We start from the raw sequence: 16629 nt of genomic DNA on the forward strand, positions 1-16629 counted from the left end.
CGTGATTTGCTATTCAGGATGTCGCCATCCGTCATCCTGTCGTTACACTTTGGCGCTACCTTTTACCTGACCACTAAACTAGGGCAGGGAAAGGTATGAAACGATTGAGCCGCAGGGACTTCCTGAAAGCATCCGCTATGGGCATGGGCGCTGTTGCCATATCCACAGGGCTGGCCGGATGCATACTCGACAGCAGCGACAAACGTGATATCCGCTTCTCCCAGGGTGTTGCCAGTGGCGACCCCCTGCAGGATGGCGTGATCCTCTGGACTCGTGCCGTACCGGACGACGATTCCGGGCGGGACGTGGACATCGCCTGGGAAGTTTCTACCGACGCTGACTTCCGGAGCATGACTCATTCCGGCCGCTCGCGCGCCTCGGCTCAGCACGATTACACATTCAAGGTGGATGTTCGGGGTCTGATGCCCGGCCAGCGCTATTACTACCGTTTCCGCACCGCCAGAAGCACCTCCCCGACCGGCATGACGCAGACCCTTCCAGAGGGTGCGGTGAGCCAGGTGAGGTTTGCCGTGGTGTCCTGCTCCAATTACCCCGCCGGCTACTTCAACGTGTATCGGGAAATCGCGGGCCTGGATAACCTGGATGCCGTGCTGCATCTGGGGGATTATCTCTATGAGTACGACAGCGACCCGGATAGCTATGGCGCCGCGCAGGCAGAAGCCATGGGCCGTACGTTCCCTGCGTCGAATAACCGTGAGCTCATCACCCTGGAGGATTACCGCCATCGCTACGCGATTTACCGGGGCGATGATCATTTGAGGGAGTTGCACCGCAAGGTGCCGTTCATCACTGTCTGGGATGACCACGAAGTAGCCAACGACACCTGGAGGAACGGTGCTGAGAACCACAACGCCGATGAGGGTGATTTCAGTGACCGTAAACTCGATGCCCTGCGGGCCTACTTTGAATGGATGCCGATCCGGCCGGTCACGGACGGAGACCAGGAAACCATCTCCCGCAGCTTCCGCTTTGGCGACCTGGTGGACCTGCACATGCTGGATACACGGATCATCGGCCGCGACGAGCAACTGGCTTACACTGATTACCTGACCCAGGATGGCATTGACGCGGCCCGGTTTGCTGCAGATGTAGGCGACCCGAACCGTACCATGCTGGGTGCGGAGCAGCGGCTTTGGCTTGAGAATGCGCTGGCAACTTCAACCGCCACCTGGCAGGTGCTGGGGCAGCAGGTGTTGATGGGACGGATGACGCTGCCCGCGGAGCTGCTGGCCGGCATCATCAACCCTGACCCATCTGTGTTGCTGCCCCTGTTCGCGGAGCTGGCTGGCCTCAAGGGTCGCTACCTGGCTGGAGATCCCTCGTTGACCGACGAGGAAATTGCCCGGATTGAAACCGTGCTGCCCTACAACCTGGACGCCTGGGACGGCTACTACGTGGAACGAGAGGTGATCCTGGAAACGGCGAGGCAACTACAAAAGAACCTCGTGGTACTGGCCGGGGATACCCACAACGCCTGGGCCAGCAACCTGAAAACCGGCAATGGTGACCAGGTGGGTGTGGAGTTCGCCACGCCGGGGGTTTCTTCCCCCGGTCTTGAAGACTATCTCCAGTTGCCTGAAGCGACCATACCCGATGCCGAGGCGGCTATTGAGCTTCTGGTGGACGATCTCGACTACCTGAACGTGAACCAGCGGGGCTATATGCTGGTGACATTTACACCCGACGAGGCGAGGGCGGACTGGCGCTTCGTCAGCACCGTCAAAGACCGTAACTACGAGATTGTCAGTGGTCGCAATGCTGCACGGCAGACCTTGCCGGGGCCGGGCAACCGTTCACTGGTAACGCCCGGTTGACGGCATCTGTAAACCCGCTGCCGAATGATTCAGGCGGCGGGTTCGAACTGCCGTTGCAACCACAGTTTGATGTCGTCGGATTCGTACAGCCACTGATCCTTGCCGTCATCCTGCCGAATTCGCAGGCAGGGCACCTTGACGTGACCGCCGCCGGCTTCCAGCTCTGAGCGGCGTTCGCCGTCATGCTGTGCGTCACGGGTTTCGATATTGAGGCCCAGGCGCGCAATTTCCTTACGGACCTTGATGCAGAACGGGCAAGCCGTAAACTGGTAAAGCGCGAGGTCTTCGCAGGCACTGTCCACCTTTGCCTGTGCGTCAGGCGTGCGCGTGATGCCCTTGGGTGTGCTCAACTTCTCGCTGATCAGCATGAAGGGGGTCAGGATCAGCCGAAGGGTACGGAAAAAATAGCGGATGATGATTCTCATGGACTCGATACTGCTCCAGTCGATGGGGTGGATTTCGTTGCAGACCAAACCGGATAGGGAATGCCCGACAGCCTGTTCATGCAATAAGCGTGTGCCAGAAGCAGGCAAACGCCAGCCATCAGGACGGGCAGTTGTGCCGGATCAGGCATCAGGCCGAGTGATACGATAAGCGCAGTGGCTCCGGCCGGCGGATGCACGACACGGAATAGTACCATCAGGCAGCCGGTCAGGCCGAGGGATAAAGCCGAAGCGCCGACCCTTGGCAGATCGACTCCGTGTAAAAATGCGGAGGCCTGGTCCTGTAGACCAAAAATATGAAGACTGAACAGCCCCATCAAAGCACCGATGAGGTGGCCGCAAAAGGTATTGCGCGGAGAGGCCGGTTCCGCGAGCGGAACGTGGAACAGTATAAACGCCGTGGCGCCCAGCGACGGGAATATGAAGGCTTCCTGAGTAACCAGTGCGATAAAGGAAACAAGCGCTATACTCAGTGTGCCGTTGATCAGGCTAAACCCCGCCATTACAGTTCGGCGGCTGTATCGGTTCGTCAGCTGTTCAAGATGAAACACCTTTAGCAGACCACTGGCTAACTGCCAGCGCAGTCGTTCGTTTCTGCGTCCCATTGCTCTCTCGTTAACCTGAATCATTTGCACCAAAAAGGTGCGTGATAGTAAGCCCTGACCCTGCACAAGGCAAATCGCTATTTCCGATAACCGTGAGCGACTGGCAAAGGTTCACTGATGCTTCTGAGCAGAAGGGCGTAAGGTATTGCCTGGGGCGTTGTATTGCTGTCGCCGGGCGTTTCTGACAGTCTTTTGTTAATGACAGAAACAAGGCCGGGCTAACCGGACATTCAGGAGAGCACAGTAATGACAGAAGACAAACGCCGCCGTTATTCCGCGCCCGTGGTCGACGGCCTGGGCAAGTCGGCAAGCCGCGCCATGTTGCGGGCCGTGGGGTTTACCGATGAAGATTTTCGCAAACCCCAGATCGGTATTGCCTCGACCTGGAGCAACCTGACGCCCTGCAATATGCACATCAACCAACTGGCGGAGGAATCCGCTGCTGGTGCCGACGAGGCCGGGGGCAAGAGCCTGACGTTCAACACCATCACGGTATCGGACGGCATCGCCAACGGCACCGAGGGTATGAAGTACTCTCTGGTGTCGCGGGAAGTCATTGCCGACTCCATTGAAACCGTGGCTGGTTGTGAAGGTTTTGATGGCCTGGTTGCCATCGGCGGCTGCGACAAGAACATGCCCGGCTGCATGATGGGTCTGGCGCGGCTGAACCGGCCGTCGGTATTTGTCTATGGCGGCACCATCATGCCCGGCGAGAATCACACCGACATCATCTCTGTGTTCGAGGCGGTGGGTGCCCATGCCCGAGGTGATCTGGACCTGATTGAGGTCAAACAGATCGAGGAAACCGCGATTCCGGGCCCAGGCTCCTGCGGCGGGATGTACACCGCCAACACCATGGCCTCGGCGATCGAAGCCATGGGCATGAGCCTGCCGGGCAGTTCTGCCCAGAACGCTATTTCCGAGACCAAGGCGGCAGACTGCAGGGCGGCGGGCGCGGCGGTGCTCAACCTGCTGGAGAAAGACCTGAAGCCATCGGACATCATGACCCGTGAGGCGTTCGAGAATGCCATCACCGTGGTGATTGCCCTGGGTGGCTCCACCAACGCGGTGCTGCACCTTATTGCCATGGCCAGTACCGTTGGCGTTGACTTGTCGCTGGATGACTTCGTGGAAATCGGCAAGCGGGTTCCTGTGCTGGCGGACCTGCGCCCCAGCGGTCACTACATGATGTCAGAACTGGTGGCCATTGGCGGTATCCAGCCATTGATGAAGATGTTGCTCGACCGTGGCATGCTCCATGGCGACTGCATGACGGTCACCGGCCAGACACTGGCGGACAACCTGAAAGACGTGGCTCCGTACCCGGCAAGCCAGGACATCATTCATGCCTTTGATGATCCCATCAAGGCGGATAGTCATCTGCGTATCCTTTACGGCAACCTGGCGCCCACTGGTGCGGTGGCCAAGATCACCGGCAAGGAGGGCACTCATTTCACTGGTCGTGCACGGGTGTTCCAGTCTGAGGAAGAGGCCCAGGAGCGGATCATGGACGGCACTGTTGTGGCCGGGGATGTGTTGGTGATCCGGTTTGAGGGGCCCAAAGGCGGCCCGGGCATGCGGGAAATGCTGACGCCTACCTCGGCCATCATGGGCAAGGGCCTGGGCAGCGATGTGGCGTTGATTACCGATGGGCGTTTTTCCGGTGGCAGCCACGGTTTCGTGGTTGGTCATATTACACCGGAAGCCGCCGAAGGGGGCCCGATTGCGCTGGTGGAAAATGGTGACACCATCACCATTGATGCGGTGGCTAACCGTATTGAGCTGGATGTTTCGGAGCAGGAAATGGAACGCCGCCGACAGGCATGGACGGCACCGGCTCCCAGGTTTACCCGCGGGGTGCTGGCCAAGTACGCGCGTACCGTAAGCTCCGCCTCGGAAGGCGCAGTGACGGACAAGCCCTGAGTGCGTCAGGGGCAGGCCGGTTCAGGCTTGCCCCAAAAAAAGCCCTGCCCGTAGAGGTCCGGGAATTGCTGTAACCAGCGCACCACGGCCTCATCTTCAACACCTTCAACCACCACATCCAGGTCCAGTGCTTCACCCAGCTCGAGGGTCGCACGGAAGATTCGCTGGCGCGTAGGGTGGTCGAGAATGTCTTTCAGGAAACTGCGATCTATCTTGAGCTCATCCAGTTCAAAGCTTGCCAGTGTGCCCAGTGATGAATGGCCGGTCCCGAAATCGTCCATGGCAATTCGGAACCCTTTTCGGTTCAGGGTGTGAATCATACGGCGGGAAGCCTCTGGATCGGTCATCATCGCGGTTTCCGTAATCTCCAGTATCAGGTCTTTCGCCTGAATGTTGTGACGGGTGATGATGTTGGTTACCTTCTCCTCGAAGCCAGCATGAGTCAGGTCCGTGGCGGAAATGTTGACGGCGATGGCCAGCTCGTCGCCGTAGCGGGCTGTCAGGTGGGGGTATTCGCTGCAGGCCCGTTCAATGACCCAAAGCGTCACAGGATAGATCACCCCCACCTGTTCGGCCTGGGGAATCCACTGGTCTGGTGGTACATACCCGAACTCCGGGTGATGCCAGCGTATCAGGGCTTCCACCGAACGAACTTTGGCGTCTCGAATGCGCACTTTGGGCTGGTATTCCAGCCACATACTGTTGCGGGCGAGTCCGTTTTCCACCTCCAGCATTAACCGTTGTTGCTGGTCTTGCCGCTCGGTTAGGGCCGGGTCGTACCCAGGGAGTCCCCGGCTGTCGTTCGCTGATGCGGCCCCCGCGGAAGAGAGCAGGCTGGCGGCTCCGGTTGTCAGGATGACCGAGCCTGCGGCAGCGCCAAGGAAGAACGCGGACTCCGCAAAGCTGGTGCTCGGCGCCCAACCCGTTGTATGTAAAAAAGAGATCACGGCCCCGACCAGTATGGCGAGGAAGGCAAGCCCATAATAGCGTGCAAGGACGTGCTGACGAATCTGGCTCAGAACCACCAGCAGGATAAACGCGCCACCAGCGAGGGCCAGGCCGAGGAAAGACGCTTCGCCAACACCCGGAATGTTCACCGGCGTCGCCAGTAGATGCAGGAAAGCCAGCAGACTGATGACGTGAATGATTCGCCGGGAACGACGGCCCAGCGGCAGGAAGTGCGGCGTGAATTCACACAGTGCGATCAGGCACAGCGGCAGACTGATGTGCAGCAATGCGTTGTACTGCGGCTGGTCGGGCCAGATAAACCAAAGGCCAAACTGTTCCAGAACCAATTGGCAGTGCAGGACACCGGCCATGAACACACTGAGCCACGCGAGGCCGGGCCGCTGTAGCATAAACACAACTGCCAGGTTGAACAGCAGTGCAAACGCCAGAATCCCGCCGATAAATACTTGCCGTACCAACGCCATCAGGTCCTGAGGCAAACCCGTTTCCAGGCTCGATAACCAGTGGACGCTGCCCAGTGCCTGGGGAGTCAGCGACGCAAGCAGCCATCCGTAGGCAATGGCAAAGATCAACACGATCAGGGGTAGCCAGCGGTAGAAGCCATTGCTCGCATCAAAGGGCAGGGGCGTACTGGCGATTTTCTGCGTCGTTTCGGGTCCGGTTGAATCCATTCGCTTGGTTGTCCTGCTCGTTTCCCGGAGGGCTTGTTACACTATGGTTACCTTGTGAAATATTGTGTAAAAATATGATTTCAATGTAATTTTACGCGATTTTATGCGGTTTTGCATTTGATGTTTTAAACGCCTGAATGAATTCTGTGTCCGATCCCGTTAATACTTTTACCCTGGCCTACCCGGAGCCAGCCGCCAATTTGGCTGGTATAGTGAAAGGCTGACACCGTAACGACACATAACAAGGTTTGACCAATGATCCGAACGGCCATTGTCCTGGCGCTGACAGTCCTGTGTTTGCTCAACGTTTCCCGGGCGATGGCGATCGAGAGGTCCGAGTTGCAATTGGCATCCGTTAACGCAGCTGTGGCCTATGCCGACGATGAGGGGCTGGTTTACGGCAAGAATGCGGATCGACGGGTGCCCATCGCGTCCATCACCAAATTGATGACTGCGCTGGTGGTGATGGAGTCCGGCGAGCCCCTGACCGAATGGCTGGACTTCCGGGAGCGCCATATTCCCGCTCCGGCGAATGCCTATACCCGTATTCGTGTGAGCTCCGAGCTCAGACGCTCTGACGTACTGCGTATTGCACTGATGTCGTCAGAGAATTTTGCGGCCCATACCCTGGCAAGACACCATCCCGGTGGGTATGACGCCTTTATCGAAGCGATGAATGCCAAGGCCGTTGAGTTGGGAATGCTGAAAACAACCTTCGTGGATCCCACTGGGTTGTCGGTTGACAATCGTTCCACCGCGGCGGATCTGGTTCGCCTGGTCAGGGCGGCCAGCCAATACCCACAGATACGGGAGTATTCCACCACCCGCTATTTCACCGCCCAGTTCCGCCAACCCAGATATCGACTGGCGTTCGGGAATACCAATGTCCTGGTTCATCGTGACAGTTGGGGCGTGGGGATCAGTAAAACGGGCTATCTGTCCGAAGCTGGCCGTTGCCTCGTTATGCTGTTTGAACTGGATGGCAAGCCGTTGGTAACGGTGCTGCTTGATTCTCTGGGCACCCGTTCACCGATGGGGGATGCGGGCCGGATCAAACGATGGCTTACCACCGGCGCCGGTGGCAGTGTTGCTGCGGCCGCGCGTGCGTATGAGCGGAAAAAGAACGCAGCTTATGCCGCTTCGGATGGCGCATCCGTGAGCGTGAACTGACCTCTGGCGAATCGGGAACGCAGCGTATGATTGAGATATTCACCACCGGTGGCACCATCGACAAGGTGTATTTCGATGCCAACAGCGAGTTTGAGATTGGCGATAGTCTGATTGCGGAGCTGTTGGCGGAGTCCAACATCCATGACGGCTATACCCTGCACGGGTTACTGCGCAAGGACAGTCTGGAAATCACGGACGGCGACCGGGAGGTCATCAGAACCGCCGTCAGTCAGTGTAACGCCGAGCGCATACTGATCACCCACGGTACCGATACCATGCCGGAAACCGCCAGAGAGCTGCTGTCGGTGAAAGGGAAAACCATTGTGTTGTTTGGCGCCATGCAGCCGGCACGTATGCGCCGGAGTGACGCGGTTTTCAATATCGGCTATGCATGGGCGGCGGTCCAGCTATTGCCTCACGGGGTTTATATCGCCATGAACGGCGAGGTGTTCGAGGCAGGTTCCGTGCGCAAAAACCTGAAGGCCCAGCGCTTCGAACGCACCTGATCAGCCCAGGCTGTTCACTTCCTCCGTGGTTAGTTCCCGGTATTCTCCCGGCGCCAGTGAGTTGTCGAGTACGAGGGGGCCGACACGCCATCGGTGCAATCCCGTCACATGGTTACCCACCGCCGCCAGCATTCGTTTGACCTGGTGGTAACGCCCTTCCGACAACGTCAGGTCAATTTCCCCGGCATTGAGTAAATGGACATCGGCAGGTCTGGTTGGCCGCGACTCACCGTGCAGTAATACACCCTGTTGCAGTTGCGTGATGGCGAGGTCATCAATGGGTTCGGCGAGCGTCACCCGGTAGGTCTTGGGGCATTTCACCCGGGGCGATGTGATGCGGTGTGACCATTGGCCATCGGTGGTCAGCAGCAGGAGCCCGGTGGTGTCGGCGTCCAGCCGCCCGGCGATGTGGAGCCCGTGGCGGACATCTGCGGGCAGCAGGTCCAGCGCCGTGGGCTGCTGACTGTCGGTGGTGGCACTGATGACCCCGGCAGGCTTGTGCAGCATCAGGTACCGCTCTCCTGGCAGTGACAGCGGCTGGTCATCGAGGGAAACCCGGGTGTCTGCGGCCACCGGAGAAGCGGATTTGCGACAGATCTGCCCGTCCACCCGGATTCGGCCTGAACTGATGGTTTTTTTCGCATCGCGGCGCGACAGCGTGGTCGCGTTGGCAATGAAATAATCCAGGCGCATGCTCAGGTACACCCTTCTCCTGGCGGCGGCAGCGTTAGGCTGGCAAGGCACAGTACCTCCGCAGAACCCGTCATTCGCGACCAGAGCACGCCGAGGAGTTCCCCGCCAATCGCCGGACGCTCCAGCTGTGAACTGGGCTCTGGCTCAAGACTGTCGCCATGGTACTTGGCGAGTATGAAGGTGAAGGGATGCGCCCCGGGGATACCCAGGCGGATATCGGTGGCCGTGAGCTGGTCGCCGTCCATGTCGTAGTGCAGGAAACCACGCGTAAACCAGTCCAGTCGCTGGCCTTCTGGTAATGACGTGGCGGCCTTTGCCAGGCGGGGTTCGCGGGGAAAGTGTTCCACCGTAACGGGGCCGTCGCCATCCAGGAATCCGGTCACGATTTCCACCCGTTTTTCCTCACCCACAACGGTCACTCGCCACAGCACGGTATTGAAAGGCATCGGCTGAACCAGCCGTGGGGCCTCTTCCAGGCCTTCCTTGGCCAGCGTGGGGCCAACCCGTTCCTGGATGATTTGTTGCGCCGTTGCGCTCCACCCCAGATAAAGCGTTGAAAGGAGCAGGCCGGCCATGATGGCGCTGGTTTGTGGCCCGCGGATGAGGAACGCCGTGATGCCGATCAGTAACGGCAGGGTATAAAGCGGGTCGATGATGAAAATGCTGCTGATGGCCACAGGTGGCCCTATAGGCCAGAACAACTGGGTTCCGTAGGTGGTAAAGGCATCGAGCAGAGGGTGCGTCATAAGCACAAGCGCGGTGAGCGCAAACCAACGCCCGTAGCCGAGACGGGGGCGCCACCGATGGAGTGCAAAAGCCAGCAATACGGACAGCGGCAGCAGGACAAACAGCGAGTGGCTGAATCCGCGGTGCTGGGTAAAGTTGGCGACCGCCGTGCCGTAATCAATGATGACGTCCAGATCGGGAAGGGTGCCGAGAACGGCACCGACCAGCAGGGCTGAACGGCCAAGGGTTTTTCCGGCAACGGCACCGGCCAGCGAGGCGCCCAGTGCCGCCTGGGTAATCGAATCCATCGGGATAACACCTTGTCATTTAAGTCCGGCAGGTATTATGCGCGGAATCGGTTGTCGGATCACGCCCCAGATGGTCGGCAGATGGCTGTCAGGTATCACTCCCGGACGTTTCAGACGTCAGGTCTACCCCCAAGGCATTGAGAACCGTGTCGCCGGGATAGCCGTCGGCAACGAGGCCATTTTCTGACTGGTAGCCGCGAATAGCCGACCGCGTGTTGGGGCCAAGGATGCCGTCCGGTTTCCCGGTATCAAATCCCTGCTCGTTCAACGCTTTTTGCAGGGTAAGGATGTTGTTCCGTGACAACGCTGGCATATCCTCCGGTGGCGGGTTCTGCAGTTTACCGGCACCGGCGATGCGGTCCGCCAGATGTCCAACCGCGATAGCGTAGAATTCAGAGCGGTTCCAGCCCATGATCACATTAAAATTCTTGTAGGCCAGGAATGCAGGCCCCCGGTGCCCGGCCGGGACCACCAGCGCGGCTTCGATGGGCTCGTTCGCCAGTTTATTGCCGAAGGCGTCGGTTACGCCCAGGGTGCGCCATTTTTCCAGGGGTAGTCGGCGGCCGTCCGCCATGCTGTAATCGAACCCCTGGGGCAGAAGAACCTCCCGCCCCCAGCGGTAGTCGCCATCCCAGCCGAGATCCTGTAGAAAGTGGCCAGCTGACATCATCGCGTCCGGCAAGCTGTTCCACAGGTCGCGCTTGCCATCGCCGTCGCCATCCACCGCATGGCGCAGGAAGACGGTTGGCATGAACTGCACATGCCCCATGGCGCCTGCCCAGGAGCCCTCCATCTGCTCGGCGGGTATCGCGCCCTCGTCAATGATTCTCAGGGCTGCAATCAACTGTTCGGTAAAGAATTGGCTGCGCCGTTCGTCGCACGCCAGGGTGGCGAGGGAGCTGGGCACCGACATCTTGCCAAAGTAGGAACCGAAGTTGGTTTCCAGGCCCCAGAACGCCACGAGATAGGGGGCGGGCACGCCGGTTTTCCGGGTGACGCGTTCAAGCAGTGCTTCGTGTTGGTCCAGCAACTCCCGCCCGCGGCTTACCCGGTCGGAGTTGACCCTGCGGTTAAGGTAGTCCGCAAAGGTGGTGGTGAATTCGGGCTGGCGGCGGTCGAGCTCTATCACTCGCTCCAGGTATTCTGCGCCTGCCAGCACTTCGCCCGCCGTTTGTGATGACACACCCGCCTCGATGGCCTGGCTTTCCAGGTGTTCGATGCACTGGGGGAAACGGTTTTCCAGGTCGGCGTCAGCGGCCGCGGACACGGACGCACTGCTCAGGACGAACAATCCGCTGAGTGAAAGGTGTCGAATCGTCCGTTGGCTCTTTGATGTCCCTGTGAATATGCTCGGCACGCTAAACCTCGGTCTGGAGTGGATGTTTCTGGCTCATGGTAGCCTGTTTTTGTGGCCCTGAAACACTGTTGTTACCGGATTCCGGTGACAATTCTTTAACCTGGTGTTCCACACCGCATCGGATGTGTCGTCTTTTTGTAGTCCTGCTATTCCCCACCATCGGCTTGTTCTATAGTTTGCAGAACGATACGACAACTTTCTGAAAGACAAAAGGTCCGAAAATGGCAACGCTGAAGGCGCTGGTGGTGGATGACGCCAGCTTTGTGAGGGATCTGGTCAAGCGAACGGTGCGTCAGCGTTTTCCAGTGATTGACACCACGGATGCCCAGAACGGCCGCCGGGCGCAATCACTGATGTCGCGCACAACGTTTGATCTCATCCTCTGTGACTGGGAAATGCCGGAGATGTCGGGTCTGGAGCTGTTGCAGTGGATGCGCCAACAGCCACAGTATGAAAAAACGCCCTTCATCATGATCACCAGCCGTGGTGACAAGGATCATGTGGTTGAAGCCGTCAAGGGGGGAGTCTCTGAGTATCTGGGGAAACCCTTCAGCCCTGAGGGCCTGAGCAATAAGATCATCAAGGTGATGGGGCGCCGCCTCAAGGACGCCATGGATCGCGGCGGGAAGTCCATGGCCGGGCCGGCGGAAGCGTTTCGCGAATCCGCCAGCCTGCTGACCCAGAAGCGGGAAGCTGCTTCTCCGGCACCAGTCCGTGCCAGCAAGTCGTCCACGTCCTCTGCCTCCGGGTCGACAGCCAGGCCGCCAATGAGCGTGGCGTCGGTGCGTTTTTCAGACAGCACTCTGCGCTCAGTCGTCAAGGACATCACCCTCACGGAAGTGCGGGTGATCGCCAAGCGGGACCAGCAGTTTCCGGGCATCCTTGATCAGGCTGTGGTGGATATCGAAGTGGCCGAAGGGCAGGTAGCGCGGCTTAATGGTTACGTCCACCAGTTGCAGGCGGTGGACAAACGCCAGGACACGGATTTTGTGGGCGTGACCATCCGATTTGTGGACGAAGACCCGAAAAAGCTGGAAGACCTGTCCCGTTTTATCGCCCGTTTCCGCAGCGGCGGTTAGCCACGAAAGCTATCCCAATCAGGACGCGGTCTCAGGAAGCCTTTCCGCCAATCGTTCCCGGGGGAAGTGGCAGATGAATTCGCTGCCGTCGCCAATCCGGCTTCGAATTTCCAGGTTACCGTCATGGTTGAGCAATACATGCTTGACGATCGCCAGCCCCAGGCCGGTGCCACCGGTCTCCTTGTGTCGGCTGGGGTCGGCGCGATAGAACCGCTCGGTAAGCCGTGGGATATGAACCGGGTCTATACCGATACCGGTATCTTTCACTGACAGATGCCCGCCGTCGCGGTCTGTTTTCCAGATGATGGTGATGAGTCCACCGGCAGGTGTGTACTTCACGGCGTTGAAAATCAGGTTGGAGAAGGCGCTGCGCAGTTGGCTTTCGTCGCCCCTCAGCAGATGGCGATCGCCAATGCTGACGTTGAATTCGTGGCCCTGTTCGCCGCTGAGGGCCTTGGCGTCGTGGCAGATCTGCTGGATCATCGCCTGTAAATCCGTGACCGCATCGTTGATGGTTTGCTCGCCGGTTTCAATTCTGGACAGCAATATCAGGTCGGTAATCAACGCTTCCATGCGCGAGGACTGCTGCGCCATGGTGTTGATGGCGCGCCGCCATTTGGGCGGCAGGTCGTCGGCGTTGTCCACCAGGGTTTCCAGGTAGCCGCTGATCACCGTCAGGGGTGTTCTCATCTCATGGGAGACGTTGCCAACGAAATCCCGTCGCATCTGTTCAAGCTGGTACAGGCGGGTTACGTCCTTGGCCACAATCAGGCGGTCGTCGTCGCCAAACAGGCTGATCTGGATTTGCAGGTGAATGTGCGGTTTTGCGGGTGAGTTCAGTTCCAATGGTTCCCGGTAGTCGCGGGAGTCGAAGTAGGCCTTGAACGCGGGGTTGCGGATCAGGTTGTGAATAAACTGCCCGCGGTCCGAACTGCGACGAAAGCCCAGAAGATGCTCCGCTGAGCCGTTCCACCACTCCATGGCGCCCCGCGAGTCGGTCATGATCACACCATCGCGCATGGCATTGGTGGACTCCTGGACCCGGTTGATCTGGGCGCGAAGTTTGTCCTGGGTGCGTAGGTGGTTCTGGTGAAGCCTGTGTAGGCCGTCGAAGATGTCGCCCCAGAGACCAACACTCTGAGGGGCTTCGTCACTGCCGCTGGGATTGCCGAGCCAATGGTACAGACGTTTGGCCTGGGCCAGAGTCCACCACAGGTAAGCCAGCAGCCCTGCCGTCAGCCCGTAGAGGGGCTCGCCAAAGAAAAGCCCGACGGCCGTGCAGGCTATCAGGAGCGTGATAATCCATCGCAGGTACTTTGACCAGTTGTGTTGCATTACAGCTGCCCCTGAATCAGTTCCGGGCCCTTTTCGGGGTAAAGGGCGCCGGTTGTGGTTATGCTGCTCTGGTTGAGAACCGGTAGCCGGTGCCACGCACTGTCTGGATCAGGTGATCATATTGGTCGCCAAGGGCTTTGCGCAAACGGCGTATGTGAACGTCGACGGTTCGCTCTTCAACATAGACGTTCCCACCCCACACCTGATCAAGCAGTTGGGAGCGAGTATAAACCCGTTCCTGGTGTGTCATGAAGAACTGCAGTAACCGATATTCCGTGGGGCCGATGTTCAGGGCGCCGGTTTCCGTGGTGACCCGGTGGCCGACCGGGTCCAGGGTCAGGCCATCCACTTCGATCGGAGTTTCCACGCCGGGCGGCGTGGTGCGGCGCAATACGGCTTTCAGCCTGGCCACCAGCTCCCTCGGCGAGAAGGGCTTGGTGATGTAGTCATCCGCACCCACTTCCAGGCCCTGGATCTTATTGTCTTCCTCGACCTTGGCCGTCAGCATGATGATGGGGATTTCCGCCGTTGCCTCTTCTTTTTTCAGGCGCCTGGCCAGTTCCACGCCGCTGGTGCCTGGCAGCATCCAGTCCAGGAGTATCAAGTCGGGCTGTTTGTCAACGATCAGGGCATGCGCTTCGCGGGCATCCGCTGCCTCAAGGTAGTCGTAGTCGGCCATTTCGAGGGCCACAGCGATCATTTCGCGGATGGGTGCCTCGTCATCGACGATCAGGACAGTTTTTCCAGTCATGAGCATTAACCTGTGTCATACCGAGTATTGTTGCTGCCTCATTACAACCGGGTAGTGTTACAAGTATATGACAGTAGCAGGCTGTGACTGGATTTGTTCGACTAACTGATGATCCGGTCAATCAACAGACCGGTGAAAACTGCAAAGCCCGCCCAGTTATTGTTGAGAAAGGCCTTGAAGCATCCGTCGCGTTCGCGGAAGCGGGCCAGGTGCTGCTGGAAGACAAACAGGCACGCCATGGCGACGAGCCCGAGGTAATAGAAAACGCCGAGCTCGGCCTGCTGTCCCACGAGGATGAGAATCAGCACCACCAGGGCCTGCAGGATTGCGATAACCGCCCGGTCGGCGTCTCCGAACAGAATGGCCGTGGATTTGATGCCAATCCGGATGTCGTCATCACGATCCACCATGGCGTACAGGGTGTCGTAGGCAACGGTCCAGAGCACGTTGGCGGTAAACAGCAGCCAGGCCAGTTTTGTGACCTCACCGGCCTCGGCGGCCCAGGCCATGGGAATGGCCCAGGAAAAGGCAGCCCCAAGAAACAGTTGCGGCAGATGGGTGTAACGCTTCATGAACGGGTAGATGAACGCCAGTACTGCACCCCCGAACGACAGATAGAGAGTCAGCGTGTTGGTGAACAGCACCACCATCAGGAAGGCTGTCACGCAGAGGCCTGCGAACAGGGCGACAGCTTCCCAGGCTTCGATGCGACCGGAGGTCAGTGGGCGGTCTTTGGTGCGTTTGACGTGTCGATCCACCTTGCGGTCGGCAAAATCGTTGATGGCGCAACCGGCAGCTCGCATCATGAATACGCCGAGGGTAAAGACGATAAAGTTGCCAACGCTGGGGAAGCCGTCTGCAGCCAGCCAAAGTGCCCAGTAGGTTGGCCATAGCAGGAGCAGGCTGCCGATGGGGCGATCGACTCGCAGCAGTCGGGCGTAGTCTGCAAGGCGGGCCTGGATGTGATCTGGCACAGCATTGGGCAGCATAGGTCTGGTCCGTCCGGGATGATGTTGCTGAGGCTGAGCGGGGATTATAGCCAGCGGTGAGGTTCGGTTAAAAGAGCCGCTGCGTCAGGGGCAGAGCGTGGGCAGGAAATACTCGCCGACCAAGAGGCTATGATGACCGCTGAAAAAACGGGAGCGGCGGGCCGCCATGGGTTGATGGCGGTTAGCCCGATGGCAAAGACCGGTCTCGAACGGCCCCCGTTGCCACTGTGGGTTGCTGAACAGATAGGCGCCGAGAGGGCGGCGTCCCAGGTTGCGCAGGCGGCGTCCACGCCCAGATAGGGTTGCCAATGGAATGATCGTACGGGCGAGCACCCAGGGGGTGTTGTCGCCGTTCAGGCAGACCTCGCGGATCCACGCATTCTGGCGCACCGGAATACCCAGGGTATGGGCCTCCTCCACAGTGGGGCGGGCAAAACCTTCCTGGAGGATATCCACGTGAAAGTGCTCGCGACATCGGAGTTGAAGCGCCCGGGTCAGTGAGCCCTCCAGCGTCAGCCAGTGGCTGAGCGGCCCGTGGATGGCCGGGTTCTTCAGCGCGGCTGCTGAAAAAGAGCGGTACCAGTCCGTAGCGGGGGTGGAGATGGCGTTTTCACCCTCAAACATGCTGGGTGCGTACCGGTCAAAGTCCCTTGACGGCATAAATTCCCGGGGCGTTGCGCCAGTAACCTTTGTAATCCATGCCGTAGCCAAACAGGAAACGGTCCTCAACTTCCAGGCCGGTAAAGTCTGCCTTCAGGTTTGGCTTTGCCTTGCGATCGTGTTGTTTGTCGACCAATACGGCCGTCAGAACCTCGCTGGCGCCATGGGCGAGGCAGTAATCTGCAATGGCGCAGAGTGTCGTACCCTCGTCAAGGATGTCGTCAACGATCAGTACCGTGCGGCCATTCATATTGGCTTCCGGCTGCAGTTTCCACTCCAGGATGCCACCGGTGGTTTCCTGGCGGTAGCGAGTGGCGTGAAGGTATTCCGCCTGCACGGGAAACGTCAGCCTTGGCAGTAGGTGGCCGGTGAGGATAAGGCCGCCATTCATCACACAGAACAACAGCGGGTTGGTGTCCTTGAGGCGCCCGGTGATCTCTTCTGCAAGAGACTGGATGGCAGCCTGTACCTGCTGTTCGCTCACCAGGCAGTCGGCTTCGGCCATTACCTGATTCAGTTCGGCGACGGTGTCGGTCATAGCACTGGGGTCCTATCGTAAAACGGCCGATTATACCGGAGGTGGCACGCTGAAGGGAGGGGCGTTTCCCG

At 59.0% G+C, this 16629-nt stretch carries 16 protein-coding genes; 5 read left to right on the plus strand and 11 right to left on the minus strand.

Annotation, left to right across the window (positions count from 1 at the left end; genetic code table 11):
* The first annotated feature begins 95 nt into the window (after nt 1-95).
* On the plus strand, nt 96-1835 hold the full coding sequence (locus B2590_RS13490) for an alkaline phosphatase D family protein (protein ID WP_041332495.1): 1740 nt from the start codon (nt 96-98) through the stop codon (nt 1833-1835).
* 29 nt (nt 1836-1864) lie between these two features.
* Here B2590_RS13490 and B2590_RS13495 read toward each other — a convergent pair whose 3' ends face one another.
* Entirely contained in the window at nt 1865-2260 is a 396-nt protein-coding gene (locus tag B2590_RS13495) for a glutaredoxin family protein (protein ID WP_036210756.1), read from the minus strand.
* Complete coding sequence (locus B2590_RS13500; RefSeq protein WP_007154975.1) at nt 2257-2883, minus strand: HPP family protein; 627 nt, start codon at nt 2881-2883, stop codon at nt 2257-2259. The genes B2590_RS13495 and B2590_RS13500 overlap by 4 nt, the downstream gene beginning before the upstream one ends.
* Before the next feature lie 246 nt (nt 2884-3129).
* On the opposite strand from B2590_RS13500, the gene ilvD reads away from it, so the two are divergent.
* On the plus strand, nt 3130-4806 hold the full coding sequence (gene ilvD, locus B2590_RS13505; protein ID WP_041332496.1) for a dihydroxy-acid dehydratase: 1677 nt from the start codon (nt 3130-3132) through the stop codon (nt 4804-4806).
* A 5-nt stretch (nt 4807-4811) separates the two neighbouring features.
* Here ilvD and B2590_RS13510 read toward each other — a convergent pair whose 3' ends face one another.
* On the minus strand, nt 4812-6446 hold the full coding sequence (locus B2590_RS13510; protein WP_085678673.1) for an EAL domain-containing protein: 1635 nt from the start codon (nt 6444-6446) through the stop codon (nt 4812-4814).
* A gap of 255 nt (nt 6447-6701) precedes the next feature.
* Between B2590_RS13510 and pbpG the strand changes: the two genes are divergently transcribed.
* Together pbpG and B2590_RS13520 are read left to right on the plus strand one after the other, a co-directional pair.
* The gene (pbpG, locus tag B2590_RS13515) at nt 6702-7616 is read left to right on the plus strand and encodes a D-alanyl-D-alanine endopeptidase (RefSeq protein WP_126811353.1); all 915 of its coding nucleotides are present in this window, start codon (nt 6702-6704) and stop codon (nt 7614-7616) included.
* A 26-nt stretch (nt 7617-7642) separates the two neighbouring features.
* On the plus strand, nt 7643-8122 hold the full coding sequence (locus B2590_RS13520; protein ID WP_036210766.1) for an asparaginase domain-containing protein: 480 nt from the start codon (nt 7643-7645) through the stop codon (nt 8120-8122).
* On the opposite strand, the gene B2590_RS13525 is transcribed toward B2590_RS13520, so the two are convergent.
* The 3 genes from B2590_RS13525 to B2590_RS13535 all read right to left on the minus strand — a co-directional run bounded on the left by B2590_RS13525 (nt 8123) and on the right by B2590_RS13535 (nt 11140).
* Entirely contained in the window at nt 8123-8815 is a 693-nt protein-coding gene (locus tag B2590_RS13525) for a pseudouridine synthase (protein WP_075194192.1), read from the minus strand.
* 2 nt (nt 8816-8817) lie between these two features.
* Complete coding sequence (locus B2590_RS13530) at nt 8818-9849, minus strand: metal-dependent hydrolase (RefSeq protein ID WP_278367981.1); 1032 nt, start codon at nt 9847-9849, stop codon at nt 8818-8820.
* Nucleotides 9850-9937: 88 nt separating this feature from the next.
* Entirely contained in the window at nt 9938-11140 is a 1203-nt protein-coding gene (locus B2590_RS13535) for a lytic murein transglycosylase (protein WP_227664841.1), read from the minus strand.
* 287 nt (nt 11141-11427) lie between these two features.
* Between B2590_RS13535 and B2590_RS13540 the strand changes: the two genes are divergently transcribed.
* Entirely contained in the window at nt 11428-12285 is an 858-nt protein-coding gene (locus B2590_RS13540) for a response regulator (protein ID WP_036210776.1), read from the plus strand.
* Nucleotides 12286-12303: 18 nt separating this feature from the next.
* On the opposite strand, the gene phoR is transcribed toward B2590_RS13540, so the two are convergent.
* The 5 genes from phoR to B2590_RS13565 all read right to left on the minus strand — a co-directional run bounded on the left by phoR (nt 12304) and on the right by B2590_RS13565 (nt 16558).
* Entirely contained in the window at nt 12304-13620 is a 1317-nt protein-coding gene (phoR, locus tag B2590_RS13545) for a phosphate regulon sensor histidine kinase PhoR (RefSeq protein WP_036210779.1), read from the minus strand.
* Nucleotides 13621-13678: 58 nt separating this feature from the next.
* Complete coding sequence (phoB, locus tag B2590_RS13550; RefSeq protein ID WP_007154985.1) at nt 13679-14371, minus strand: phosphate regulon transcriptional regulator PhoB; 693 nt, start codon at nt 14369-14371, stop codon at nt 13679-13681.
* Nucleotides 14372-14472: 101 nt separating this feature from the next.
* Nucleotides 14473-15360: a 4-hydroxybenzoate octaprenyltransferase gene (gene ubiA / locus B2590_RS13555; RefSeq protein ID WP_085678688.1), complete on the minus strand. Its 888-nt coding sequence runs from the start codon at nt 15358-15360 to the stop codon at nt 14473-14475.
* Nucleotides 15361-15444: 84 nt separating this feature from the next.
* On the minus strand, nt 15445-15984 hold the full coding sequence (locus B2590_RS13560; RefSeq protein ID WP_036210785.1) for a chorismate--pyruvate lyase family protein: 540 nt from the start codon (nt 15982-15984) through the stop codon (nt 15445-15447).
* Between the two features lie 16 nt (nt 15985-16000).
* Nucleotides 16001-16558: a hypoxanthine-guanine phosphoribosyltransferase gene (locus B2590_RS13565; protein ID WP_036210787.1), complete on the minus strand. Its 558-nt coding sequence runs from the start codon at nt 16556-16558 to the stop codon at nt 16001-16003.
* Nucleotides 16559-16629: the final 71 nt, after the last annotated feature.

This window comes from Marinobacter sp. UBA3604 (assembly GCF_002375325.1).
Classification (GTDB): Bacteria; Pseudomonadota; Gammaproteobacteria; order Pseudomonadales; family Oleiphilaceae; genus Marinobacter; species Marinobacter salarius.